Genomic DNA, 23,671 nt, shown 5'->3' with positions numbered 1-23,671 from the left:
ATTGTTTTTTACTTTATATTGAGCGTTAAAACCAAAACAGATACAGTTGATAGCTATAAAACCCAATACAGATCGTCACGCTATGGCTGAGTTTAAATACCTAAAAATTGTTGATGAAGTTATTCGAGCCATTGAGCTGGGGATCTTTTCAGATAGAGCGGGCAGTAATAAGCTTGAGTCTGTAAGGCGCTATGCTAAAGAGAAGGGGGTAGGAGTTTCGACGGTGACTCAGGCTTATATGGAGCTTGAGAAGTTGGGGTGGATCTACTCTGAACCTAAACGAGGCTATTTTGTGGTATCAAAAAAGTCAGCTAAACAGCCTGACTACGGCCACAGTATCAACCGAGTACATGCTCAACTGGAGCTGGCGAATGCCGTGCAATACTCCTTTAATGACCCAGATATTATTCCTCTCTCCTGCACTGCTCCAAGTACCGTTATCGATCAAGAGCTTCTGTTAAACCGCTTGCATAAGCAAGTGTTGAAACTGCGTCCCTATAAGCTCATTATGCAAGATCCCATCGAAGGACTCCCTGAGCTGAGATATGAGATATGTAGACATCTGCTTCGTTCTGGACAAGTGTTTTATCAAGATCAGTTACTGGTCACCAATGGACGCCAAGAGGGATTATTGCTGGCATTAACTGCCGCTAAAGCGATAGGTAAACCCCTTGCTATTGAGTCTCCGGCATCATTTTTTTTCCAAGCGATATTAAAGCAGTTTAATGCCGACGTGATTGAAGTGCCGATGCAGGAAGAGTACGCAGATGAGTTGGCATTATTAACCAGGGCCTATAAACAGCAGAGGTTTGATACGTATCTAGTTAATCCTAATTTTGCCGATCCTACTGGGCGAGTATTAAGTATTGCTGATAAACAAGCCTTGATTGCGTGGGCTATTGAGCATGATGTTACTTTGATTGAGTATGATCGTGGTGAGCTCTATTTTGGCAGATCTCGTCCTGTGACGATTGCAAGTTTAGCCGCTGATGCTAACAACTGTAGGGTGATTAGCATTGCCGACTTTTATGACACCATCTCACCTTCAATCAGTTTAGGTTATCTGCTGTGTGTTAATACCTTTTCTCAGTGTCAGTTTGCTAAGCAAACCGTTGCTGAAGAGCCAAGTATTGCACTGCAACATATGGTGGCAAATCTGCTTGCTAATGGTGAATATCAAACCTTGCTGGGTAAGCTCAGAGCCCAGATGAAATTGAACTATCAGAAGACGAAAAGTTTGATACTACCAGTGTTGAGTCCCTCTATTTACATCAGTGAGCCAACAGGCGGGCCCTGTATCTGGTTTAAGTTACCTGATGGCTATTCTAGTGAGGAGTTATGGGAGAGGGTGATTAGGGATAAGTTATCGATAGCTCCCGGTGCCATGTTCTCTTTTTCTGGGGCATTTGATAGTTATTTTCGGATCACCTTTGCTCTACCTTGGAACCATAAAATGGAGCTAGCTATGACACGCCTTGCTGAGATTATCAATGAGTATACCGAGGGAAAGTAAGAGGTAACTTCTTGTTAAGTAGAGGTTCAGCTATTGCTGGTAGGATATACCGTATGCAGAACTTCATTGAACTTATCAAGATATAAGGGTAATTGATGATAAAATATATGATGCAAAAGACAGTTGTTATAGTTTTTTCACTTATCTTTTCTACCACAGTGGCATTCGCCTCAAGTCAAACGGCTGTGACAGCCAATTTAGTTAAGTCTGAGGTTGATGGTACTGTGCTTATATGTCAGTACCATACGATTAAAGAAACCCATTTCAGAGTGCTATTTAGCAATCAAACCTGCCCACTTTCAATACAGGTTGGCCATTAAAAGCCGTTACTGTTTTGAACTGTCTGGGTAGGCCTGATCTAATGCTTTAAACGAGCGTAGGAAAAGTCCTAAACCGCCTATGCTCAGCACTAAGATCACAATGAGATCGAAGGCACTCATATGGGTAAAGCGGAACTGGATTGAGCTGATGACGCCAAAGATTAAGGCCACTAGAGAGCCAAAGGTGAGTATCCAGCCAAGAATGTTTTTGTAGTTGTAAAACATGATGCCGACGCCAAAAATAAAGGGGATCATGATCATGCCGCTAGTGATGTTAAATCCGCCGAAATTTGAGACATGGTAAAGGCGACTTCCCATACCAAAAGAGCTAGTTACCTTGATCGCATTGAGCAGCATGTAGAAGCCGCCGCACATCATGATGAGCCCGATAAAAAACTGCCCTATACCGCCAGATGTTCCACCTGCACCATTCATATATCATCCTTTAATATTCTATGTTTTAACTATCTTGTTCTCTTTATCTAGCAAGATAAACCTAGGTATTCCTGCGTTGGCAAATTTGGCGTAGATACTTCTGTCATAATCTGCGATTAGGGGAAAACTGAGCTTTATTGTGCTGAAAATCGCGAAACAAAGTGGGTATAAACTAACAAAGAAGACCTTGTATGTATAATGAATAGTACATGTGCAATACCAATCAGTATAAGAAGCTGATCTACTCAGAGTGTGTTTTGGCAAACTAATTCAAGGCGAATGGATGACAGAATGGTTGTTCCCTTGTGAGTGCATTCAACGCAGAAGTAGGCAGCCAAAAACACTCCTTCCAGGCGAGTTTTAGCGGTTCTGATACTGTGTTAACGAGCTTAACCTTAGAATAACTATGCTCTTCACTCGTTGCAAAGAACATGGATGTTCTGAATGTCATTAATGCAGGAGCAATTAAGGACCTTGCCTCAGAACCGCTAAACTCTCGCTGAGCGATCAAATCTTTATACTGATTGGTATAAACCTATTTTACCGAAGCTATATCAATATAAAGCAATCTAGATTGACAGCTTTTAGGGGACACTCTATCTTAAGCGATTACTTCGATTGTCTGGGGAACTTCGTTGCATATTTCAATGTTTCCGGGCGCCATTAATGCGATCTTACAGGGCGGTTTACGTGCTATTTACTAATTTAATGACAAGTTATCTACAGCCACAGTGGCGTAGATAAAGGTAAATTAAAGTCATACCTAAATCACACCATTGTGGCTATGTTGTTTTCAACAAGAGCCAGATCGTCGGCTTCGAATTCTCACTCCAATTTTGGAACCCATAGATGAATAAAAGTAAAACTTTTGGCAGCATGCTCATTATTGCTGGCACTACAATTGGTGCGGGCATGTTAGCACTCCCTTTAGCCTCGTCAGGATTAGGTTTTGGCACCGCAAGTGTGATCATGTTGCTTATCTGGTCTTTGATGGCTTATACAGCGTTATTGATGGTTGAGGTTCATCAGTTTGCCCCAGTTGATGCAACCTTACATACCTTGGCCTATAAACTGCTTGGACGTAAGGGACAGCTTGTTGCTAGTTTCTCTATGATGTTTCTGTTTTATGCTCTCTGTGCTGCATATATCGCAGGTGGCGGAGAGCAGATACACAGTAAGTTAACGGGTTGGTTTTCATTGGACTTACCTATGCAGGCTGGAGCAATACTCTTTACGTTACTGATAGGTACTGTTGTTGCAATCGGAACACACTCGGTTGATTTCATAAATCGGAGCTTGTTCTCTTTAAAGCTTGTGGCGCTAGTTGTGATGTTATTTCTTCTGTTACCCCATGTATCGGTCAGTAACTTAGTTGAACTGCCTGTGCACCAAGGGTTAGTTTTGGCTTCACTGCCTGTTATCTTTACCTCTTTTGGTTTTCACGGCTCCATCCCCTCGATAGTGCGTTACTTAGGGAAAGATACTAAGGCGTTGAGATGGATCATTGTTGTTGGGTCGGCTCTGCCACTGCTAATTTACTTGTTATGGTTGGTGGCGAGTCAAGGTGTGTTAACCCAGAGCACACTAATGAATAGCCAGAGTCTTAACGGGTTTATTAGCTCGCTCAGTAGTTTGCTTCATGACCCTATGATAGCTAACGCGGTCTCTATTTTTGCCGACCTTGCCTTAGCAACTTCATTTCTTGGGGTAAGTTTGGGGTTGTATGACTTTCTGTCTGATCTTCTAAAGCGCAGTAAGACGGCAGGCCATAGAGTTCAGATTGCTGGGGTTACCTTTTTACCACCTTTAGGTTTTGCACTGTTTTACCCTCAGGGATTTATCACTGCGTTAGGCTACGCAGCATTTGCTTTGGTGGTGTTAGCGATCTTTTTGCCTGTTGCTATGGTAGCTTCTCAGCGTAAACAGCAGGAACTTGAAGGTTATAGAGTAAAAGGTGGTAAGGCGGGTTTGATTATTGTCACCTTAGCTGGCGTGTTGATCATGTTAGTCCAGTTACTGCAGATGGCTAATCTGTTACCCGCTGTGGGTTGATTATTTGCCCGATTGAAAGTACTGCTTTTAGGCATAGAATGACTAAAAAACGTTCCCTTAAGCATTTTATTGCATTAATGGACTGTTTTTTAGACATTTGAATCAAGTTGGGCTTTACATTGACCTCAACAATCCCTATTATCAGCGGCGTTCGGAGGGATGGCAGAGTGGTCGAATGCACCGGTCTTGAAAACCGGCATGGGTTTATAGCCCATCTAGGGTTCAAATCCCTATCCCTCCGCCATATTTAAGACGAAAGGCTACTCGAAAGAGTAGCCTTTTTTCGTTTTAAGGTAGGTGGTTGACCCTTAGGGTTCCTATTGTTTAAACCAGCTACCCCAGCGCCATATTTAGATGAAGCCCCAAGTACTTCTGGTAATAAAGAGTACTTGGGGCTTTTTCGTATGAAAATGAAATGGAATTGAACCCTAAGGTTCCTATTGTTTAAAGTCTGCTATAGTCCACGTTTTTTCCAAAATGAGGCGATCTTTTCATCCTCATGTTTGAGCCGGTTAGTATCTGAGTGAGGTAGCTCATCAGGAAGATGAACCTTAAAGGTTTTTTCGGCGATAACCTTTCCTTTTAACTCTAAAGTCATGCGCCACTTGCCAGTTTTATTCTGCACCGGTGCCCAGATGGTATCTCCGATATAAAACTTCCAATCATTGCTCTCTACGTAGAGCTCACCATCGAAGGGAGGGCGTATTTTTCCATCATCATCTGGAATGTCGGGGTGATAGATACAGTATCTAAGCTTTTGATTTTTTGCTTTCTTAATCTGCGCGATAAAACCAAACTCTATATCTACCTCGGCAGGGACGTGCACAGTGGCTTTTGTTAGTCGGGGCAAGCTATCACTCTGTTCATTCCATTTAGTGAAGATGCCGCTATAGATAATGCTGACGTCGAATTTGAGTTTAGACATGATTTTTCTTAAGTCTGTGCGCGTTGAAAGTGTTATTTTAGCAGTATTGTGGCTGTAATTTTTATTGAAAGAGAGCTGATATGTCAAAAAAGACGGTAAAGTTTGAATATGAGAAAGAGACAAAAAATAGTGTTCGTTATCAAGAGGTCTCTGAGCCAGGGCAGGCACCGATTATGGGGACTATTTATGTTCAGAAGTGGTTTGCTGGCGATAGTAAGGTGTTGGAGCTGACATTAGAGAAAAAGGGTTAATTTACGAGGGCTATTTTTAATTGGCTTAGTTTCTCTGCTGAACTAGTTTTAAAGAGTGGTGAAAGAGTATTTCAACGGTTTTCAGAACAGAAAATCGACACTTAGCAGAGTAAGGTCATGACCATGTCTAAAGTAGCCCTTGTGCAAGAATCCCCCATATTACTAGATCGTGATAAAACAATAGCCAAAGCCATCAATTTGATTGAGGAAGCGGTTGAAAATGGCGCTGAGTTGGTCATCTTCCCTGAGGCGTATATCGCTGGCTATCCTGCGTGGATATGGCGCCTGCGTCCCGGAGGTGATTGGGGCACCTCTGAATCACTGCACGAAAGACTATTAAATAGTGCTATCTGTATCGACGAGGGGGAGCTAGCCCCGCTTTGCCATGCAGCGCAAACTCACCAAATTACGCTGGTTTGTGGCATCAATGAACGTGATGGTCAGCTGAGTCGTGCGACACTTTATAACACTGTTGTGACCATAGGCCCTGATGGAGAGGTGTTAAATCGACATCGTAAGCTAATGCCAACCAACCCTGAGCGTATGGTTTGGGGTTTTGGAGATGGTTCAACACTTAAGGTTGTTGAGACCAACGCAGGAAGGTTATCTACATTGCTATGCTGGGAAAACTATATGCCACTTGCTCGGTACGCACTCTACTCTCAAGGTGTTGAGCTCTATGTCGCTCCCACTTATGACAGTGGTGATGACTGGCTTGGTACTATGCAGCATATCGCCAGAGAGGGACGTTGTTGGGTGATCTGCTGTGGTGTTGCTTTAGAGCATAGTGATCTTCCCGATGACTTTCCTGATAAAGAGAGTCTGTACCCTGATCCTACTGAGTGGATTAACCCCGGCGACTCCCTTGTTGTTGCGCCAGGAGGAAAGGTGGTTGCCGGCCCGATGAGGCGAGAGAAAGGGATCTTATACGCTGAGGTGGATAAACACGCTGTTGCTATCTCTAAAAGGGCGTTAGATGTTGCGGGCCACTATTCGAGGCCTGATGTATTTTCATTACATGTTAATACCCAAGTACAAAGCTCTGTAAAGTTTAAATAGAGGGGCTTAATAGAGTTAGGTATTAACGCGTTGAAGTGTGAGAACAGCGCTAAGGTATTAGTTGTGATATTTCACTGCCATATCGATAAGAGGCTCGCGGCTGGCTTTCGCTGCACGTAATCTGGCAAGGTAGTTTTCCCATAACTCAGCTTGGTTAGTGGCAAGATCATGGAGTACTTTCCATGAAAATAGCCCTGTATCGTGACCATCATCGAAAACGATCTTAACGGCATAGTTGCCCACAGGGGTTAATGCTTTTATGTTGACGTTTTTCTTATGGGTCACCAGCACTGGATTACCATGGCCGTGAACTTCTGCTGAAGGTGAGTAAACTCGTAGCATTTCACAGCTGACTTGATGAGTATCGCCACTGTCGAAGGTGATCTCGAGTATGCGGGATTTACGTTTGAGCTTTAGGTTTGTCACCATAGGTGAAACGGGATCGGTGGTCATAGTGGTTACCAAAAGTCGCTAAAAATAAAATGCCGAGCCCTATTTACCAATCGGTATTAGCCCGGCATTGTCTTAATGATCCATCTTTATCGCTAAATTATAGAATAAAGCGGCTTAGATCTTCATCTTGTACCAAGTTATCTAAATGATCACTAACGTATTTAGCATCGATAACTATGGTGCTACCAGATTTATCTGAGGCCTCGTAAGAGAGCTCCTCAGTTAGCTTTTCCATGACTGTGTGTAGACGACGTGCACCGATATTTTCAGTGCGCTCGTTCACCTGCCATGCCGCTTGAGCGATACTTTCGATACCATCTTCGGTGAACTCAATCTTGACACCTTCAGTGCCCATTAGTGCGATCTGTTGCTCGGTAAGCGATGCGTGTGGCTCAGTTAAGATACGTTTAAAGTCATCGGCACTTAATGCATCGAGCTCCACACGAATAGGAAGTCGACCTTGTAGCTCAGGGATCAGATCCGAAGGCTTTGACATCTGGAACGCACCAGAAGCGATAAATAGGATATGGTCTGTTTTCACCATGCCGTGTTTGGTATTAACGGTACAACCTTCAACCAGTGGCAGTAGATCTCGTTGCACGCCTTCACGTGATACATCTGGACCTGAAGCTTCGCCTCGTTTACAGATCTTATCGATCTCATCTAAGAAGACGATACCATGCTGCTCAACTAGCTCGATAGCCTGCTCTTTTAGATCGTCTTGATTGACGAGCTTAGCCGCTTCCTCTTCAACCATCAGCTTGTAGGCTTCTTTGATTGGCATCTTGCGACGTTTGCTGGCACCAGGCCCCATATTTTGGAACATGCTTTGAAGTTGATTGGTCATCTCCTCCATGCCTGGTGGAGACATGATCTCAATACCTACCTGAGGTGCAGATACATCGATTTCGATCTCTTTGTCATCTAACTGGCCTTCACGCAGCTTTTTGCGAAATACTTGGCGAGTTGCAGAGTCATCAGGCTTTTCATTATCCCAATCCTCTTTTGCTTTTGGGAGTAGGGCATCAAGAATGCGCTCTTCAGCGGCTTCTTCGGCCCTGAATTTACATTTCTTCATCTGCTCTTCACGAGTCAGTTTGATAGCCGAATCAGTAAGATCACGAATTATCTGTTCAACCTCTTTACCGACATAACCTACTTCGGTGAATTTAGTCGCTTCAACCTTGATAAAAGGCGCTCTGGCAAGCTTAGCTAGGCGGCGTGCAATCTCAGTTTTACCAACACCAGTTGGGCCAATCATGAGGATATTTTTAGGGGTGACCTCCTGACGGAAGTCAGCGTCTAGCTGCATACGGCGCCAGCGATTTCGCAGGGCGATAGCAACCGAGCGTTTTGCATTGTGCTGGCCAATAATGTGACTGTCTAACTCATGGACAATCTCACGTGGGGTCATTTCAGACATACTCTTTCCTCATGCATTTGCATCAGTTTTCAGCTTAAGCTTAGTCTAGGCTTATGCTTAATAATTTAATTCTTCGATGGTTTTGAACTGGTTGGTGAACACGCAGATATCACCAGCAATAGTTAGCGATTTTTCAGCTATCTCTAAGGCTGTCAGTTCAGTATTTTCAAGTAGAGCCGTTGCAGCAGATTGGGCAAAGTTGCCACCTGAGCCGATTGCGATAAGATCGTTTTCGGGCTGAACAACATCACCGTTACCAGTAATGATTAATGAGCAGGTGTCATCGGCAACAGCCAGTAGGGCTTCTAGCTTGCGAAGCATCTTGTCGCTACGCCAATCTTTTGCCATCTCAACAGCGGCTTTCATCAAGTGTCCCTGATGCATCTCTAATTTGGCTTCGAAGCGTTCAAACAGGGTGAAGGCATCGGCGGTGCCGCCGGCAAAACCAGCTAAGACTTTATTATGATAAAGGCGGCGAACTTTTTTAGCGTTACCTTTCATCACTGTGTTACCAAGTGATACTTGGCCATCTCCAGCGATAACGACCTGGTTGTTACGGCGAACTGATACGATTGTGGTCACGAATGAATCCTCTTCTCAAACTGACGATTAAAGCTCGTCAGTGGGTGATATTAGATATATGGGGGAGGAATGTGAAATATCAAGGATAAAAGAGGTAGAAAAGGGAAATCGGGGATGGGATTAAGAATGAAATAGGCGCTGGTTATCAAAGTCGTTTAGATAGCCAGCGCTGATAAATTATTTACTATTGATAACTATTTTAACCTTCCCAGAATAGGATGATGCAGCCATTGATGCCGGCTCTTTGTAGAGTATGACGTTTTCTCTCTACTTCACGTTTTCTATCGAACGGGCCAAGACTCACCTTATACCAGTCGCCAGTGGTGCCTTTTACTTTTCTGATATTGGCGGTTAACCCCTGAAAAGCGATGACAGCTTTCATCTCCTCTGCCTGAGACTGAGTTCTAAATGAACCACACTGCATCTGATAAGGACGAGCTGGCTTGGTTTTTTCAGCATCAGGAATATCGACTTCAACTTTTTTGTTTTCAAGAGCCTGCTGATAGGTCCACTCCTCTTTAGGCTTAGGAGGGAGATCGTTGGGATCTTTTTTGACAACCGTCTTTTTAGGTTGTTCAACCACGACAGTTTGAGGAGTATCAGCACTGTTGTTGATACTCCATAAAAAGTAGCCGAATCCACCTACAAGAGAGAGAGTGACAAGCAGTAAAAGCAGAGGGAAGCGCCTAGGTGCAGGTGCCTTGCCTTTTCTACGTGTGGACTTGGCTCTGCCTTTAGCTGGTTTTCTATTGGCGTAGTCGCGATTACTCATTAAATTGTTATACCGTCTTTTGGTCCATGCTTGAAAGCTTTGTTACGCGAGCTTTCGATGCCTAGCATTTTTATCACGCTAGGCATCGACAAGGTTATTCGCTAATTTACATACGCTCTAAGGTTTCGATTCCGAGAAGTCCAAGACCTTGTTTAAGTGTCTTAGCTGTGAGTTTTGCTAGTAGTAGGCGGCTCTTCTTTTGCTCCTCGGTATCGGCTGCGAGCACAGGGCAAGCCTCGTAGAAGCTTGAGAATGCACCTGCAAGTTCGAAGAGGTAACCACACAGTGCATGGGGCTGACCTTTAGAGACCATACGAGTGAGCACTTCGTTAAATTGAGCAAGCTTAGTGCCTAGCTCCTTCTCTTTGTCATGCTCTAGTTGAATTTTAGCATCGCTTAAGTCAACGTCGGTTGCACGCTTAAAGATACCTGCAACACGGGTGTAGGCATAGAGGAGGTAAGGAGCTGTATTGCCTTCGAAACTGAGCATCTGTTCGAAACTGAAGATATAGTCGCTAGCACGGTTTTTAGACAGATCCGCATATTTTACTGAGCTTATGCCAACCACTTTAGCGATTTTAGCTAGTTCAGCTTCATCCATATCTGGGTTTTTGCTGCGTACAAGCTCTAGCGCACGAGTGTCTGCTTCAGATAGCAGGTCGACCAGTTTAACTACGCCACCTGAGCGAGTTTTAAAGGGACGACCATCGTCACCATTCATGGTGCCAAAGCCCATATGCTCTAAGCTGATGTTGTCGTCAACGAAGTTTGCTTTACGAGCAAGTTTAAATACTTGTTGGAAATGCAGCGCTTGGCGAAGATCGACAAAGTAGAGTGCGCGGTCGGCTTTTAATACATTGGCACGGTAGCGCATTGCAGCCATATCACTGGTTGCATATAGGTAACCACCGTCGGCTTTTTGAATAATGACAGGAAGCGGCTCACCCTCTTTGTTTTTGAATTCATCCTGAAACACCACTTTAGCGCCATTACTTTCAGATAACAGGCCCTGTGCGTCAAGATCGCGAACCACTTGGGCAAGATCGTCATTATAAGCGCTCTCACCACGTACATCTGCGCGAGTTAGGCTAACACCTAAACGCTCATAGACTTCATGGCAGTGGCTAAGAGAGATGTCGTTAAACTCGCGCCATAGTTTGTTGCAGTACTCATCGCCAGATTGAAGCGCGACGACTAGCTTACGGGCACGGGTTGCAAACTCTTCAGACTCATCGAAGCGAACTTTTGCTGCGCGGTAGAAGGTCTCAAGGTCCGACAGCTCCATCTGAGCCTGCTCACCACTTTGTGCGCGAAGCTCCTCCATGTAGGCCAGTAGCATACCGAATTGGGTACCCCAATCACCTACGTGGTTTTGGCGGATCACCTTGTGACCCATAAATTCTAGGGCACGAACGACACTGTCACCGATAATCGTTGAACGTAGGTGACCTACATGCATCTCTTTGGCTAGGTTAGGTGAAGAGTAATCAACCACGACTGTTTGCGCTTGGGGTAAGGTGATACCTAAACGGTCATCATTGAGCGCCGCCATCAGCTGGTTTGCCAGTGCGCTATCATCGATGAAGAAGTTGATAAACCCAGGACCTGCGATCTCAACTTTTGATACTTGCGCATCTTCAGGCAAGCTATCTATGATGAGCTGAGCTATCTCTCTCGGATTCTTGCGTGCAATCTTAGTCAGCATCATGGCCAAATTCGTTGCAAAATCACCATGGGTTTTATCTTTTGTTCGGTCGACCTGAATGCGAGCCTCAAAATCAGTAGGGATAACCTCTTGTTGTTTAAGGACGTCTAGGGCTTGGGCGAGCAAAGATTCTATATGTGATTTCATTGGCGTTTATTGACACTTACTAATGATGAAAAAGAGTTTGGGATAACCGCACATTTTAGCCGCTTGTTATAGCTAATTGCTATCATCAAAACCACATTTATTGCAGTTTTTAATGAAAATTTAATGAAAGCCTAGATATAAACACTCTATGGGGCGTTACTGTTTAAATATGCGAGTTAAGTTTAGAGAAGATCTTGAGGGTCTCTATCTATGCTCCAGCGACAGCGTTTAGCTAACGGTAATGCCTCTATTTGAGGTAGTGCGAACTCGAAAGCTTGCTGCAAAGCTTGGCGAGACTTAGTCTGGAATATCAGATGGCGCCGATATTTTCCTGCCTTTTTATCCATTGGAGCTGGCATCGGGCCAATGACTTCGCACTCCTCATCCTGTGGCAGTAATTGTGCAACGCTGGAGAGAAAATTATCGGCATCGATGGCTTGATTCGCTTCCGCTCGTAGTAGCAACATATTCCACGCAGGCGGTAGCAGGGCTTGTTTACGCTCATTGAGCTGGCCTCTGGCAAATTCGCCGTATCCTTTATGCATCAGCTCACGCAAAACGGCATTATCTGCCTGATGGGTTTGCATCAGCACTGTGCCGGGCTTTCTTGCACGACCAGCTCGACCAGATACCTGTGTGTAGAGCTGACCAAAGCGTTCAGGGGCTCTAAAGTCTGCACTAAATAGCGCGCCGTCCACATCCAGTAAGCCGACTAAGGTGACGTCGGGGAAGTGATGGCCTTTTGCTAGCATCTGTGTGCCAACTAATATCTTATATTCACCTTTATGGATCGCATTAAGATGGTTCTCGAGTGACCCTTTTCGGCTCGTCGTGTCACGATCGATACGAACTACAGGGTACTTGGGAAACTCTTTCTCCAATACCGTAGCAAGTTGCTCTGTGCCTACACCTTGTCCCATTAACATGGTGCTACCACAGTTATGGCACTGTCTTGGGATTGCGTATTGATTACCGCAATGGTGGCAGCGTATCTCGCCTAAAGATTGATGTACTGTGAAAAAGGCATCGCATCTATCACACTCGTGCAGATGGCCGCAATCATGACATAGTAGTGCAGGAGCAAATCCTCTTCGGTTGAGAAAGAGTAAAACCTGATTACCAGCATCGAGATGGATGCGCATCTCATTGAGCAGCGCATGGGAAAGACCCGTTTTTAGGGGTTGATTACTAATATCTATGATCCCTTGGCGTACTTTCTCTGCATTACCCGCTCTTTGGCCTAATTCAAGATGTTTATAGCGGCCGCTAAGAGCATTTTGCAGGCTCTCCAATGAGGGGGTTGCCGTACCAAGAAGGACAGGGATCTTCTCGAGGTGTCCTCGCATGACCGCAAGATCGCGAGCGTGGTAGCCAACGCCCTCTTGCTGCTTGAAGCTAGAGTCATGCTCCTCGTCAAGAATAATCGTGCCGGGAAATGCCATAGGGGTAAATAGCGCAGAGCGTGTGCCGATAATGATGGCTGCTTCACCAGTTTTAGCCTGACGCCAGGCGGTAAGTCTCTGATTGTCGGTGAGGCCTGAGTGGATCACGGCGACAGTGACATTAAAGCGGCTTTTGAAACGGCTAATAGTTTGTGGGGTTAGCCCTATTTCAGGGACTAAAATTAGTGCCTGTTTACCTTGCTTTAAAACGGATTCGAGCAGAGAGAGGTAGACCTCAGTTTTACCTGATCCAGTTATCCCCTCAAGCAAGGTGCAGTGGTAGCCGCTTTGTTGGTTTAAGGTGGCGACAGCAATGGCTTGCTCGGGATTTAATGTTAGTGGATCTTCGCCTAACACTAAGTTGTCACGCCATGAGAGATCTATCTTATTGATGCGCTCATCTTTCGTTATCCACTCTCTATCTTGAAGCGCTTTAATGGCCGATTTACTAAAGTTAAGTGCTGTCATCTCCTCTTGGGACAGTTCAGTTTTTTGTAATTGCTCTAGTACTTTTCTCTGAGCTGGTGCACGTTTTACTGCGTCAAGTGAAGCCGCGCTCCCCGCTGCTGTTACGCGCCAAAATGTGCTGGTATCTGCTAGCACTTCAGCCCCTTTTCGTAGGGCAACAGGTAGCGCTTGAGACATCATTTGACCTAAACTACAGAAGTAGTACCTTGCGGCCCAAGCTGTTAGTTTATAAAGTGAATCAGGAAGTAATGGCTCTTCATCAATGAGTTCAATTAGCGGTTTAATTTGATTCGGTGCCAAATGGCAAGTGTCAGTTGTACCTGTCACTAGGCCAATCAGTTGTTGGCGGCCAAAGGGAACTTTGACTCGAGCACCTTTCTTGGGCGGAGTCGTGAGTGTTTCAGGTATTTTGTAGCTAAAGGTTTGCCGCATAGGTACGGGAAGGGCAACCTCGACAAACAGGGACATATAGGTGGTAAGCTCTATCGAATAATACAGGTAGTGTACTCAGCCTATTGATTGAGAGCTACTATTTATAATATTTACAGGAGGTTTTATGGCAAGAATAGCTAAGATAATGACGCTGTTTATATTCGTATTAGGCAGTTTTACATTGGTAAACCGAGATGCGCATGCCCAGATCACCCATGTCAGTATTAATCAGAAGTTATTCAGTTTAGGCGAGTATCCTAAGTTTAGGCTTAATATCGTCTCTGAAAGTGGCAACTACAGTAAGATGCAGTTTGTGGTCCAGCAAGGTGGCAGTGAAGAGAGGTTGATGGTCAAACCTATTAATAAATTTCTACTCTTGCTCACTGGTGTTGAAGATGTGGTTGACCCATCGGCGCGCTTAGTTATTAGAGAGTATCGGGTCAATAAGTGGCGAGATGTGAAGCGTTTTAAACTCTTCAGTGGTGATGAGCAAGCTGTCACACCAAGGGCTAAGAAAAAAGTGCTAGAGAGTGAGATTAAGAGGGTGGAAAGCCGTCTTGTTCAGCTGCAAGGCGCTGGGGCTTTGAGTGATGGAGCTTGTCAGCTTAACGTTCTACCTGGGCAGACGCTTTGGCGCATCGCAATGCAATATAGTAAAGAGTGGGGGATGTCACCTCAAGGTGGTGTGGTGGCTATCTATGAGGCAAACCCTCAAGCATTTAGCGCTGAGAATATAAGCAGCTTAAGGGCTGATTCTCAATTAATGTGCCCCTCTGATCTAGTGAAAAATAAGTACAGAGACCCAAATGTCGCACAGCGAATGTATAAAGCATTATTGAATTAGTTGGTATTTTTACAGTGACTTAAAAGTTAAAGTCCGAAGGGATAAATAGCCGTAATATTAAGCGTTATATTTCTCTTGTAACCCTTGAATAGTTACTGTACTATCTTGCGCCTAAATATTTTATTAACATCATGTGGTGTCCGACTTCGGGTTGGAAGAGCGACATGGCCTTCAACTAGAGGTAATCCCAATGAAACCAGGCATTCATCCTGAATACGCAGAAATCACTGCAACTTGTACTTGTGGTAACGTAATTAAAGTAAACTCAACTGCAGGTAAGTCTCTGCACTTGGACGTATGTGGTGCATGTCACCCATTCTACACAGGTACACAAAAAATTGTTGATACCGGTGGACGTATCGACAAGTTCAACAAGCGCTTCGGTGCACTTGGTAAGAAGTAATTATTACTCTTCCAGATTGAATTTAAAAAAGGCGCCTATTAAGGCGCCTTTTTGTTTGTCTGGGGATAGGCATTTAGCCTACTTTTTGCTAGCAGACGAATATTGAGCAATAAAAAATAAACTTGAGTAAAATAAGCTTAAAATAGATTAAAAAGTTTTATTTAGTTCCCCCTTGAGGTGAGTTTGGTAAGTTTAGCAATATTTTTACTGCTAACTTAGCTTTACCCCGCTAAAATCATCTTGTTCGTTGTATTATTCCTACAAAAAGCAGCCTGAATTTGCATCCTGCAATCGAAGATAAGTTTACAAAATCCCCCTTTGTTATTTAATCCCTGACTTTAGCTGAATTTTTCTAATATCACAGTTTAAAAGCTGTGTTATTTCGAGTATCGTAGCCACAATTGAACCCCCTTACTTTAAGCGCTTAAAAGTGAAAAGAGTGGAAGTTCATAGACCTCACTAAAAGTTTATTTGCCGCATTTTCAGGATTAAAAAAATGTCAGATTTTCGTCAACAAGCCCTCGATTACCATGAGTTTCCAGTGCCAGGAAAAACAGCCGTTTGCCTGACTAAATCAGCTGAAACCAGTATGGATTTAGCATTAGCCTATAGCCCGGGTGTTGCTGAACCTGTACGTGAAATTGCTGCGAATCCAGATAATGCCTATCGCTACACCGCTAAGGGAAATACCGTTGCGGTTATCTCTAACGGTACTGCTATTTTAGGTTTGGGAAATCTGGGGCCTTTGGCATCTAAACCTGTTATGGAAGGTAAAGCACTGCTATTTAAGCGCTTCGCTAATATTGACTCTACTGATATTGAAGTCAAACACCGCACACCTGAAGAGTTTATCAATACCGTTGAAGCGATTGCCGATACATTTGGCGGTATTAATTTAGAAGATATCAAGGCGCCAGAGTGTTTTGAGATTGAGAAGGCACTGATTGAGCGCTGTAATGTTCCTGTATTTCATGATGATCAGCATGGTACCGCCATTGTTACTGCTGCGGGCATGATCAACGCGCTTGAGATCCAAGGTAAGAAGATTGAGGAGTCAATTTTCGTTTGTATGGGAGCGGGTGCTGCAGCAATCGCCTGTATGACAATGCTGGTTAAGTGTGGTGTACAGCGCGAAAACGTCTACATGTTAGATAGAAAAGGTGTGATCCATACACGTCGGGATGATATCAACGAATACAAGGCTCTGTTTGCTAACAATACCGATAAGCGTACGTTGCAGGATGTGATCAAAGGGGCTGATGCTTTCTTAGGTCTATCTGGACCTGATGTGTTGAGCGCAGAAGATATTGCACTTATGGCGGAAAACCCTGTTGTCTTTGCTTGCTCTAACCCTGATCCTGAAATCAAGCCAGAAGTGGCCCATGAGGCTCGTAAAGACCTGATTATGGGGACTGGCCGTAGCGACTACCCTAATCAAGTGAATAACGTACTTTGCTTCCCGTTTATTTTCCGTGGGGCACTCGATGTTCGCGCTTCTCAAATTAATGATGAGATGAAAATTGCTGCGGTACATGCCATTGCCGAATTGGCTAAAGAGGAGGTTCCAGCTTCTGTTTTGGCTGCCTACCCAGATGTGGCTGAATTGAAGTTTGGACCAGAGTATGTGATCCCTAAGCCTATGGATCCAAGATTACTTCAAAATGTCGCTAAGGCGGTGGCACAAGCTGCTATCGACTCTGGTGTTGCTGCTATAGAGAGCTTACCAGAGAACTACCTGAGCTAAACTGACTTTGCTTCTACTCTAAAAGGGCCTTATGGCCCTTTTTTATTTGACCTTAATGATGACTGGCTACTGATTGGTACTAGTACTAAATTCTCATTGTAGATACAGTCATTTGTTTGTATTGTTGAATTTTAATGTTTGGGCTAATACCAGTTGGTATTGTTTCACCCAATTTACATTGACTCGCTTTTAAAGGGTCACCCATATTTTATGCTCCTTGGTATGATTGGGTGATGAGAATAATAAAATCCTGCAGGAAGCGGATAATGAAACTCACTCGACTTTTAACAAATAAACTAACCAGTTTTTGGTTTCTCTCATTGGCTGCGGTAGCCTCGCTATTTTTATTGACAGCCTTTATCAGTTTTATGCAGCTAACATCGGAATTTCAGCAACAGAAAGTGACTGAGCTGGAGACCATGTTAGTTCATCATTTTGAGTCCGGTGAGAGTTCGATGCCTTTGGACTCTTGGCTACCCTCTGTGCTATCTGCCTATAAGGTGACAAGTTTAGTCTTAAAAGATAGGGGCAAAACCCTATATGAACATCACGCCAAAGAGGATAGTTCAGGCTTTGTCTATTATGAGAGTCAGTTGAATCATGGCTCAAACTTAAGTTTGTCGATGAAGCTGCCCCAGCCTTTCAAAATGTACAGTTTTAGTTGGCTTCCCTTGATTGTTTTCCTGACAGGCATCGGCTTTATTGTCCTATTTGTTCGCTCTGGTTACCTCTGGTTGTCTACACAGTTGCAAGGTATTGAAGACCTAGCTGTCAGAAGTAAACTGATCCTTAATAATGACTATGAGCAAGCATTAGCGGAGAAGGGGCATGGCAAACCTAGAATGATAAACCGGGCGCTGACCCACATGCTGTTGGAACTTGATGATGCACAAAAACAGCGGGCCCGTTTCGATCAATTTATTCGCTCAAACACTTTTCTTGACCCTGAAACGGGCATAGGCAATAGACTCTTTTTGAAAAACCGTCTAGATGCACTTAGCAATGATCGCGGAATGATGGCTCCTGGAGTTCTATTTTTGCTGGAGATGGAGGATCTTGATCTTCTGTTACAGGAGATAGGGGAGGAGTTGATAGATGAGATATTGCTGCAGACAATTAGCGATATTAATCAGATTTTGGACAGCCAAGCTAACAGTATCTTCTCTCGTCGTTCCTATAACCAGTTTGCGATTGTCGTGCCTCAAATCTCTCTAAAAGATGTTGAGAAACTTGCGGCTAAGTTACTTAAGGTGTGTTTGAACCATCAACTCCCCGATGGGATAAGCAGTGATGATTTTTATCATATTGGGGCTGCATACTTCAAAGTTGGCGAAGCGAAAGAGCAACTTATTGAAGAGGCGGAACGTGCACTGAGGGCGGCGCAGTTTCAAGGTTCAAGCGGCTGGTTTATGTATGATAAAGGTGCAGTAGATGAAGAACTCGCCAAAGGCTCTGTCCGCTGGAGGAGTTTTCTTGAGTATGCGCTGGTTAACCGACGTTTGGTGGTTTTCTCTCAGCCAGTTGTCGATAGTGACATGGAGACTCATCATCTGGAGATCTCAAGTCGAATTAGAGACAATCAGGAGAATTTAATTCGAGCAACGCTCTATATCCCCATGGCGATTAAGTGTGGGTTAACGCCACAGTTTGAGAGGCAGGTGATTGAAACTGTGCTGTTTGATCTACTAGGTGATCGTAATGATACTAAGACTAAATACAGTGTTAATTTAAGTTTAGATACTCTGATGAGCCGTGCATTTATTCGCTGGTTGAAAACCACCTTGCTCGAGTATCGTCATTTGACCCCTAGATTGATATTTGAAATTAATGAAGACATAGTGGTACACAATAGAGAGCAGTTGGCTTCACGCCTAGATATGATCAGAAAGATGGGCGCGAGTCTGTGTGTTGATCGCGTGGGACAAGAGGTGGTGAGTACTCAATATATTAAAGAGTGCCATTTCGATCTGATTAAGTTACATAGGTCTATTGTTCGACAGATACATTTAAGGCAAGAAAATCAGCTGTTTGTTCGAAGTTTGATCGGTGGGCTATATCGGACTGAAGTTCAAGTCTTTGCCGAAGGCGTAGAATCGTTTGAAGAGTGGCAAACATTGAAAATTTTAGGGGTCAGTGCGGGTCAGGGAAGTATATTTAGTGATCCTGTCGAGGAGGTTTAAGTTTCAACTCCTTAAATAATGATCACATAAAATTGGCAATATTTTTAAATATGTTGGTTACAGGTTGGTGTAAGGTATAAAGTTTGCCCTTAACTTGTGTGATTAGGGTAACCAACCTATCTTAAGCAATATACATTAACACTCTTTCTGGTTTTCTCTACAAAATTATAAGATTAGTCGATACAATAAGCGCAACAAATTTTACGATCAGCTTGTATACTTCAGTTCAGGTCTAGTTAATCGTGTTGATATTGGTTCACAATTGCAACTCTTTGTATCACGGATGTGCGAAGCAATAGCATCATATGCGCTAGCTGCAATTAAGTGATAATAGGCATTTTGTGATGGAAAAAAGTATGTTTAGTCGATTGGCCTTTTGGCGAAAATCTAGCGTTAGGCTTAAGCTTGGTGTCTATATTTGCCCTGAAAAAGTGGTCGTATACCATCTAAATGATGAGAGCCAACATGGCGCCGTTGCCTCAAATAACTCCAAAGAGTTTGCATTTGATGGTGTAAATTGGAACCGTTTGTTCGCCGAACTGAGTAAAGAGTTTGGTCCAGCTCAATTACAAGTCACATTAAGCTCACCCTATTATCAGCTTCTATTAGTGGATAAACCTAATGTAGATCCAGAGGAGATGACTCAAGCACTGCTGTGGTCAGTGAAAGATATGATTAGTCAGCCCGTGACTGATATACATCTAGATTATTTCGAGTCCCCGCAACAAAATAGTGCCAAGTTGAGCGTTGTGATCGTAGATAGGAAGAAGATCACTGCTTTGATCCTTGCGGCAAAAGAGCAAGAGATGCAACTTGTTGGTATCACTATCGAAGAGATGGCCATCACCAATCTTTTTTGGCAGGAACCACAGGCAAAATTAGTGATTAGCCATCAGCCAGGGCAGGAGATATTGCTGACTGTTGTCAGGCAAGGCGATCTCTATATGCAGAGGCGAGTCAGGGGGTTTAATCAGATAGATACAGCGAGTGCTGAGGAGTTGGGTTTTGGCATGGCTGATAACCTTAGCCTAGAGTTACAAAGATCGATGGACTATTTTGAAAGTCAATTGCGTCAAGCTCCCGTCTCCTCCATCGAACTGCTTATTAATGGCCAAACAGAGAGGTTAGCTGAATTGGTGAGTGTTAACTTTAACCAAGAGGTTAACGCGATTGCCGCAGAAGGTGTTGAGAGTATCATGGCAAAGCTAGCTTTGACTGAGATTGATCGAGATGAAGTGGAGTTATCGGGGGCGCAATCATGACCATGAAGACGCGTGTTAACCTCTACTCAGAATCTCTTTTACCTGCAGAGTTAAGGCTCTCTTTTCGTCGTATGGTGACAGGTATAGTGGCTATGCTGTTGCTATTCTGTTTTGGCTCAATCTTTACTTTTATGCTTATTTTTGATCTCGAAGCTGATAATCGAGAACTAGCTGCTCAAAAGAGTAGCCTAGAGATAGAGAAGCGAGGACTTGAAGCTGAGATTGCCCAACGTTCACCGGATGCAAAACTTGTAGCCAAAGTTGATCTACTTGCACAACAGATTGAGCTTAAACGTATGCTGTTGGGGGAGTTAAGCCAAAGGGAGGCGCTGACTAGTAAAGGCTACTCACCGTTAATGAAAGATCTTGCCCGGGTTGCTAATTCGAGTATCTGGCTAAATCGATTCCAAGTTGAGGGTGATAATTTTATCTTTGAAGGTTATACCTCAACTCCCCATAGCGTTCCTCTCTGGGTCGACAGACTTAAGATGACAGATACATTAAAAGGGCAGGCATTTGCATCTATGACGATGAATCGAGGTGAGGATAAACCTCTCTCCTTCACTTTGGCAAGTACTGGTGAGGAGGAGAGTCAATGAAGCAAAAGCTACAGGAGATAGCGGCACGTTTCGACCTTTTAAGTCAGCGTGAACGTGTCATGGTGGCCAGCGCGGCGTTAATTGTGATCGGTTTACTCTGCTATATGCCGCTGGAGTCTTTGTTACTCAAACAGAGTAAATTAACCCAGCAAAATAGAGGGATTGTCGCGGAGAACCAAGTGTCGATGCAGCAGATTGCACTTTATAACCAGAGATTAGCTCAAGATCCTAATGATGAATATAACGCACGTTTTGCAACATTAGAGCAGCAGAGCACAGAGTTGGACAAACAGCTCTCTTTTCAGATGGTAGACATGGTGCCTGCCGATCATATGCCAGCTTTATTGAGTCAACTGCTTGAGAAAGTCAGAGGGATAAAGTTACAAAACTTTCAATCTATTGCGCCAACTCCTTTGTTGGCTGTAGGTGAAGAGAAGAAGATGAACCTGTACAGCCATGGTCTCCGTTTGACTTTTCAAGGGGATTATTTTGCTGTTCTTAAGTTTGTAGAGGCCATTGAATCGATGCCAAACAAGTTGTATTGGAAGCGTATGGAGTATCAGGTTGATGAATACCCTATGGCTGATGTCGTTTTAGAGCTATATACCTTAAGTATTAATAAGGACTTTATCAGTGTTTCAAGTCAAGGTTAATTTGAGCTTAGCTATGCTGTTGCTGGCATTCGCGGCCAGTACTCAAGCTGAAACATTAAGGGATCCCACTCGGCCAGGTCGCGGAGGTGGATCCTCTACTGTTTCTGCACAAGATATGCAGCGCGGTTTAACGCTCAATAGTGTGGTTAATGCTGGTGCAAGCTCCCACGCTGTGATTAATAATCAAATTTTTGTGGTTGGCGATCGAGTGCAAGGTGTCAAGATCACTCGAATAGGTGCCAATTCAGTATCATTAGCCGATGGGCGAAAATTAAGTATGTATCAAACAATAACAGAGACAAAGGGAAGCAATTCAAATGACAGCGATTAAAACAATTACGCCTCTGTTAGCGTTTTTATTGGTAGCCTGTCAGTCCTTCGACAGACCTAAGCCCGTAGAGTCGAAATCTGCCTTAAATGAGTCGATAAAGGCAGAAAAGAGCAAGAGTGCAACTCCGCCACCTATGATGCCTGAATCAGTTCAAAATGAGCTGTCGTCACAGGATCTATTATCGGGCTTAACGCCACCTCAAAGAGCTGAGCGTCGTTTCGATGTTTCGGCAAAAGATGTCGATGCTAAAGTCTTTTTCCCTAGTTTGATTCAAGGTACTCCACTGAGTGTCGCCGTGCATCCTGATGTTACTGGGACCATATCCTTATCGTTAAAGGGAGTGACTTTAAGTGAAGCGCTGCAGGTTGTTGAGGATATTTATGGTTATGAAGTCAGTCGAGAGAAGCGTATTTTACGTGTTTACCCAGCTGGAATGCGCACCGAAACATTTCCGTTAAACTATCTACAGATGGAGCGCCAAGGATTATCGCTAACATCGGTTAACTCAGGCCGTATCTCTGATAATAACAATAACAGCTCTAGTTCTGGTGGTAACAGCAATAACAATAATGGCAGCAGTCAGTCTAACTCATCGAGTAACAACTCAAGCTCAAATAGCAGTAACGACACGACTAATGGTACCTTTATTCGTTCAAAAACTAAGACAGACTTTTGGGGGGAGTTGGAAGAAACATTGGTTTCGATTATTGGAAGCACAGGTAACGGACGGCAGGTCGTTATTACTCCTCAGGCTGGACTTGTCACCATAAGAGCATTTCCAAATGAGCTACGTCAGGTTCGTACCTTTTTGCAAACGGCTGAGTCACACCTGCAACGTCAGGTGATATTGGAAGCAAAGATATTAGAGGTGACACTGTCTGATGGTTATCAGCAGGGGATTGAGTGGCAAAATGTGCTTGGTCATGTCGGTGATACTGATATTACATTTGGTACTTCACCTTCAACGGGGGGATTAAGTGACTCAATCACCAGTGCCATTGGCGGCGTTACGTCAATGAAAATCTCTGGTGCAGATTTCACTACTATGATCAACCTGCTCGATACCCAAGGTGATGTGGATGTGCTCTCTAGTCCGCGAGTGACTGCGACAAATAACCAAAAGGCAGTGATTAAAGTGGGTAAAGATGAGTACTTCGTTACCGATGTTTCATCTACTACAGTCGCTGGTACTACCCCTGTGACCTCTCCAGAGGTGGAGCTGACCCCTTTCTTCTCTGGTATTGCGCTGGATGTGACGCCTCAAATTGATGGCGAAGGGAATATTTTACTTCATATTCACCCTTCGGTTATCAATATTAAAGAGCAGACGAAAACGATTAAGATCTCAGGTAGTGAATTAGAGCTGCCTCTGGCTCAGAGTGATATTCGTGAGTCGGACACAGTTATTAAAGCGAAAACTGGTGAAGTGGTTGTGATCGGCGGATTGATGAAGAGCGAGAATATCGATCTGGTGTCGAAAGTACCGCTTCTTGGTGATATTCCCCTTGTTGGAGAGCTGTTTACTAATCGGTCTAAGTCGCTACAGAAAACCGAGCTTGTGCTGTTACTTAAGCCTACAGTGGTAGAAGCAGATACTTGGAAGCAGGAGTTAAAGCGTTCTAAAGAGTTGCTTGACCGTTGGTATCCTGAAGATGAACAAGAGCAAGGGCAGTAAA

22 protein-coding genes and 1 tRNA gene are annotated in these 23,671 nt (G+C 44.0%); 15 read left to right on the top strand and 8 right to left on the bottom strand.

Going from position 1 to position 23,671, the window contains the following annotated elements:
- Positions 1-46 precede the first annotated feature (46 nt).
- Together K0625_RS04180 and K0625_RS04175 are read left to right on the top strand one after the other, a co-directional pair.
- Positions 47-1,513, top strand: coding sequence for an aminotransferase-like domain-containing protein (locus K0625_RS04180; protein WP_232846904.1), 1,467 nt, complete (start codon positions 47-49; stop codon positions 1,511-1,513).
- Positions 1,514-1,608: 95 nt separating this feature from the next.
- Positions 1,609-1,833: a hypothetical protein gene (locus K0625_RS04175; protein ID WP_220108503.1), complete on the top strand. Its 225-nt coding sequence runs from the start codon at positions 1,609-1,611 to the stop codon at positions 1,831-1,833.
- Between the two features lie 6 nt (positions 1,834-1,839).
- Here K0625_RS04175 and K0625_RS04170 read toward each other — a convergent pair whose 3' ends face one another.
- Positions 1,840-2,268: a hypothetical protein gene (locus tag K0625_RS04170; protein WP_012327014.1), complete on the bottom strand. Its 429-nt coding sequence runs from the start codon at positions 2,266-2,268 to the stop codon at positions 1,840-1,842.
- Positions 2,269-3,117: 849 nt separating this feature from the next.
- Between K0625_RS04170 and tyrP the strand changes: the two genes are divergently transcribed.
- Entirely contained in the window at positions 3,118-4,320 is a 1,203-nt protein-coding gene (gene tyrP, locus K0625_RS04165) for a tyrosine transporter TyrP (protein ID WP_220108502.1), read from the top strand.
- Positions 4,321-4,473: 153 nt separating this feature from the next.
- Positions 4,474-4,564 (top strand) — tRNA-Ser (locus K0625_RS04160).
- A 210-nt stretch (positions 4,565-4,774) separates the two neighbouring features.
- Here K0625_RS04160 and K0625_RS04155 read toward each other — a convergent pair.
- Entirely contained in the window at positions 4,775-5,245 is a 471-nt protein-coding gene (locus K0625_RS04155; protein ID WP_220108501.1) for a DUF3859 domain-containing protein, read from the bottom strand.
- 80 nt (positions 5,246-5,325) lie between these two features.
- Here K0625_RS04155 and K0625_RS04150 point away from each other — a divergent pair, with 80 nt between their 5' ends.
- Both K0625_RS04150 and K0625_RS04145 read left to right on the top strand, forming a co-directional pair.
- Positions 5,326-5,496, top strand: a complete 171-nt coding sequence (locus K0625_RS04150; RefSeq protein ID WP_220108500.1) for a hypothetical protein — start codon at positions 5,326-5,328, stop codon at positions 5,494-5,496.
- 123 nt (positions 5,497-5,619) lie between these two features.
- Positions 5,620-6,555, top strand: a complete 936-nt coding sequence (locus K0625_RS04145) for a carbon-nitrogen hydrolase family protein (RefSeq protein ID WP_220108499.1) — start codon at positions 5,620-5,622, stop codon at positions 6,553-6,555.
- Between the two features lie 57 nt (positions 6,556-6,612).
- Here the strand turns inward: K0625_RS04145 and K0625_RS04140 are convergent, their stop codons facing one another.
- The 6 genes from K0625_RS04140 to priA all read right to left on the bottom strand — a co-directional run bounded on the left by K0625_RS04140 (position 6,613) and on the right by priA (position 14,015).
- Positions 6,613-7,008 (bottom strand): gamma-butyrobetaine hydroxylase family protein, encoded by a 396-nt coding sequence (locus tag K0625_RS04140; protein WP_220108498.1) that lies wholly within the window; start codon positions 7,006-7,008, stop codon positions 6,613-6,615.
- Positions 7,009-7,105: 97 nt separating this feature from the next.
- Entirely contained in the window at positions 7,106-8,431 is a 1,326-nt protein-coding gene (hslU, locus tag K0625_RS04135) for an ATP-dependent protease ATPase subunit HslU (protein ID WP_065204223.1), read from the bottom strand.
- Positions 8,432-8,488: 57 nt separating this feature from the next.
- Positions 8,489-9,013 (bottom strand): ATP-dependent protease subunit HslV, encoded by a 525-nt coding sequence (gene hslV / locus K0625_RS04130; RefSeq protein WP_012327007.1) that lies wholly within the window; start codon positions 9,011-9,013, stop codon positions 8,489-8,491.
- Between the two features lie 199 nt (positions 9,014-9,212).
- The gene (locus tag K0625_RS04125) at positions 9,213-9,785 is read right to left on the bottom strand and encodes an SPOR domain-containing protein (protein ID WP_220108497.1); all 573 of its coding nucleotides are present in this window, start codon (positions 9,783-9,785) and stop codon (positions 9,213-9,215) included.
- A 106-nt stretch (positions 9,786-9,891) separates the two neighbouring features.
- Complete coding sequence (gene argS / locus K0625_RS04120) at positions 9,892-11,637, bottom strand: arginine--tRNA ligase (protein WP_220108496.1); 1,746 nt, start codon at positions 11,635-11,637, stop codon at positions 9,892-9,894.
- Between the two features lie 182 nt (positions 11,638-11,819).
- The gene (gene priA / locus K0625_RS04115) at positions 11,820-14,015 is read right to left on the bottom strand and encodes a primosomal protein N' (protein WP_220108495.1); all 2,196 of its coding nucleotides are present in this window, start codon (positions 14,013-14,015) and stop codon (positions 11,820-11,822) included.
- Positions 14,016-14,103: 88 nt separating this feature from the next.
- Between priA and K0625_RS04110 the strand changes: the two genes are divergently transcribed.
- The 9 genes from K0625_RS04110 (at position 14,104) to mshL (ending at position 23,670) form a co-directional block, all read left to right on the top strand.
- The gene (locus tag K0625_RS04110) at positions 14,104-14,823 is read left to right on the top strand and encodes a hypothetical protein (RefSeq protein WP_220108494.1); all 720 of its coding nucleotides are present in this window, start codon (positions 14,104-14,106) and stop codon (positions 14,821-14,823) included.
- Positions 14,824-15,013: 190 nt separating this feature from the next.
- Entirely contained in the window at positions 15,014-15,226 is a 213-nt protein-coding gene (gene rpmE / locus K0625_RS04105; RefSeq protein WP_012327002.1) for a 50S ribosomal protein L31, read from the top strand.
- 496 nt (positions 15,227-15,722) lie between these two features.
- Complete coding sequence (locus K0625_RS04100; protein ID WP_220108493.1) at positions 15,723-16,970, top strand: malic enzyme-like NAD(P)-binding protein; 1,248 nt, start codon at positions 15,723-15,725, stop codon at positions 16,968-16,970.
- Positions 16,971-17,236: 266 nt separating this feature from the next.
- Complete coding sequence (gene csrD / locus K0625_RS04095) at positions 17,237-19,150, top strand: RNase E specificity factor CsrD (protein ID WP_220108492.1); 1,914 nt, start codon at positions 17,237-17,239, stop codon at positions 19,148-19,150.
- A 344-nt stretch (positions 19,151-19,494) separates the two neighbouring features.
- The gene (locus K0625_RS04090) at positions 19,495-20,412 is read left to right on the top strand and encodes an MSHA biogenesis protein MshI (protein WP_220108491.1); all 918 of its coding nucleotides are present in this window, start codon (positions 19,495-19,497) and stop codon (positions 20,410-20,412) included.
- Positions 20,409-21,011, top strand: a complete 603-nt coding sequence (locus K0625_RS04085; protein ID WP_220108490.1) for a PilN domain-containing protein — start codon at positions 20,409-20,411, stop codon at positions 21,009-21,011. The genes K0625_RS04090 and K0625_RS04085 overlap by 4 nt, the downstream gene beginning before the upstream one ends.
- Positions 21,008-21,664: an MSHA biogenesis protein MshJ gene (locus K0625_RS04080; RefSeq protein ID WP_220108489.1), complete on the top strand. Its 657-nt coding sequence runs from the start codon at positions 21,008-21,010 to the stop codon at positions 21,662-21,664. The genes K0625_RS04085 and K0625_RS04080 overlap by 4 nt, the downstream gene beginning before the upstream one ends.
- Positions 21,645-21,995, top strand: coding sequence for an MSHA biogenesis protein MshK (locus K0625_RS04075; RefSeq protein ID WP_333473830.1), 351 nt, complete (start codon positions 21,645-21,647; stop codon positions 21,993-21,995). Before K0625_RS04080 ends, K0625_RS04075 begins: the two co-directional genes overlap by 20 nt.
- Positions 21,982-23,670 carry a pilus (MSHA type) biogenesis protein MshL gene (mshL, locus tag K0625_RS04070; RefSeq protein WP_220108488.1) on the top strand — a complete coding sequence of 563 codons (1,689 nt, stop codon included), beginning with the start codon at positions 21,982-21,984 and terminating at the stop codon, positions 23,668-23,670. Before K0625_RS04075 ends, mshL begins: the two co-directional genes overlap by 14 nt.
- Position 23,671 lies beyond the last annotated feature (1 nt).

This window comes from Shewanella nanhaiensis, from assembly GCF_019457885.1.
Classification (GTDB): Bacteria; Pseudomonadota; Gammaproteobacteria; order Enterobacterales; family Shewanellaceae; genus Shewanella; species Shewanella nanhaiensis.
Note: the sequence above shows the minus strand (reverse complement) of the source record. Positions and strands in the feature narration are given on the sequence as shown.

Coding starts and splice junctions, on each gene's coding strand:
- rpmE (WP_012327002.1), top strand. CDS start 15,014: ATGAAACCAGGCATTCATCCTGAATACGCAGAAATCACTGCAACTTGT.
- K0625_RS04175 (WP_220108503.1), top strand. CDS start 1,609: ATGATAAAATATATGATGCAAAAGACAGTTGTTATAGTTTTTTCACTT.
- K0625_RS04100 (WP_220108493.1), top strand. CDS start 15,723: ATGTCAGATTTTCGTCAACAAGCCCTCGATTACCATGAGTTTCCAGTG.
- argS (WP_220108496.1), bottom strand. CDS start 11,637: ATGAAATCACATATAGAATCTTTGCTCGCCCAAGCCCTAGACGTCCTT.
- K0625_RS04170 (WP_012327014.1), bottom strand. CDS start 2,268: ATGAATGGTGCAGGTGGAACATCTGGCGGTATAGGGCAGTTTTTTATC.
- K0625_RS04090 (WP_220108491.1), top strand. CDS start 19,495: ATGGAAAAAAGTATGTTTAGTCGATTGGCCTTTTGGCGAAAATCTAGC.
- K0625_RS04110 (WP_220108494.1), top strand. CDS start 14,104: ATGGCAAGAATAGCTAAGATAATGACGCTGTTTATATTCGTATTAGGC.
- K0625_RS04155 (WP_220108501.1), bottom strand. CDS start 5,245: ATGTCTAAACTCAAATTCGACGTCAGCATTATCTATAGCGGCATCTTC.
- K0625_RS04140 (WP_220108498.1), bottom strand. CDS start 7,008: ATGACCACCGATCCCGTTTCACCTATGGTGACAAACCTAAAGCTCAAA.
- mshL (WP_220108488.1), top strand. CDS start 21,982: ATGACAGCGATTAAAACAATTACGCCTCTGTTAGCGTTTTTATTGGTA.
- K0625_RS04145 (WP_220108499.1), top strand. CDS start 5,620: ATGTCTAAAGTAGCCCTTGTGCAAGAATCCCCCATATTACTAGATCGT.
- K0625_RS04150 (WP_220108500.1), top strand. CDS start 5,326: ATGTCAAAAAAGACGGTAAAGTTTGAATATGAGAAAGAGACAAAAAAT.
- tyrP (WP_220108502.1), top strand. CDS start 3,118: ATGAATAAAAGTAAAACTTTTGGCAGCATGCTCATTATTGCTGGCACT.
- priA (WP_220108495.1), bottom strand. CDS start 14,015: ATGTCCCTGTTTGTCGAGGTTGCCCTTCCCGTACCTATGCGGCAAACC.
- K0625_RS04125 (WP_220108497.1), bottom strand. CDS start 9,785: ATGAGTAATCGCGACTACGCCAATAGAAAACCAGCTAAAGGCAGAGCC.
- K0625_RS04080 (WP_220108489.1), top strand. CDS start 21,008: ATGAAGCAAAAGCTACAGGAGATAGCGGCACGTTTCGACCTTTTAAGT.
- hslU (WP_065204223.1), bottom strand. CDS start 8,431: ATGTCTGAAATGACCCCACGTGAGATTGTCCATGAGTTAGACAGTCAC.
- K0625_RS04085 (WP_220108490.1), top strand. CDS start 20,409: ATGACCATGAAGACGCGTGTTAACCTCTACTCAGAATCTCTTTTACCT.
- csrD (WP_220108492.1), top strand. CDS start 17,237: ATGAAACTCACTCGACTTTTAACAAATAAACTAACCAGTTTTTGGTTT.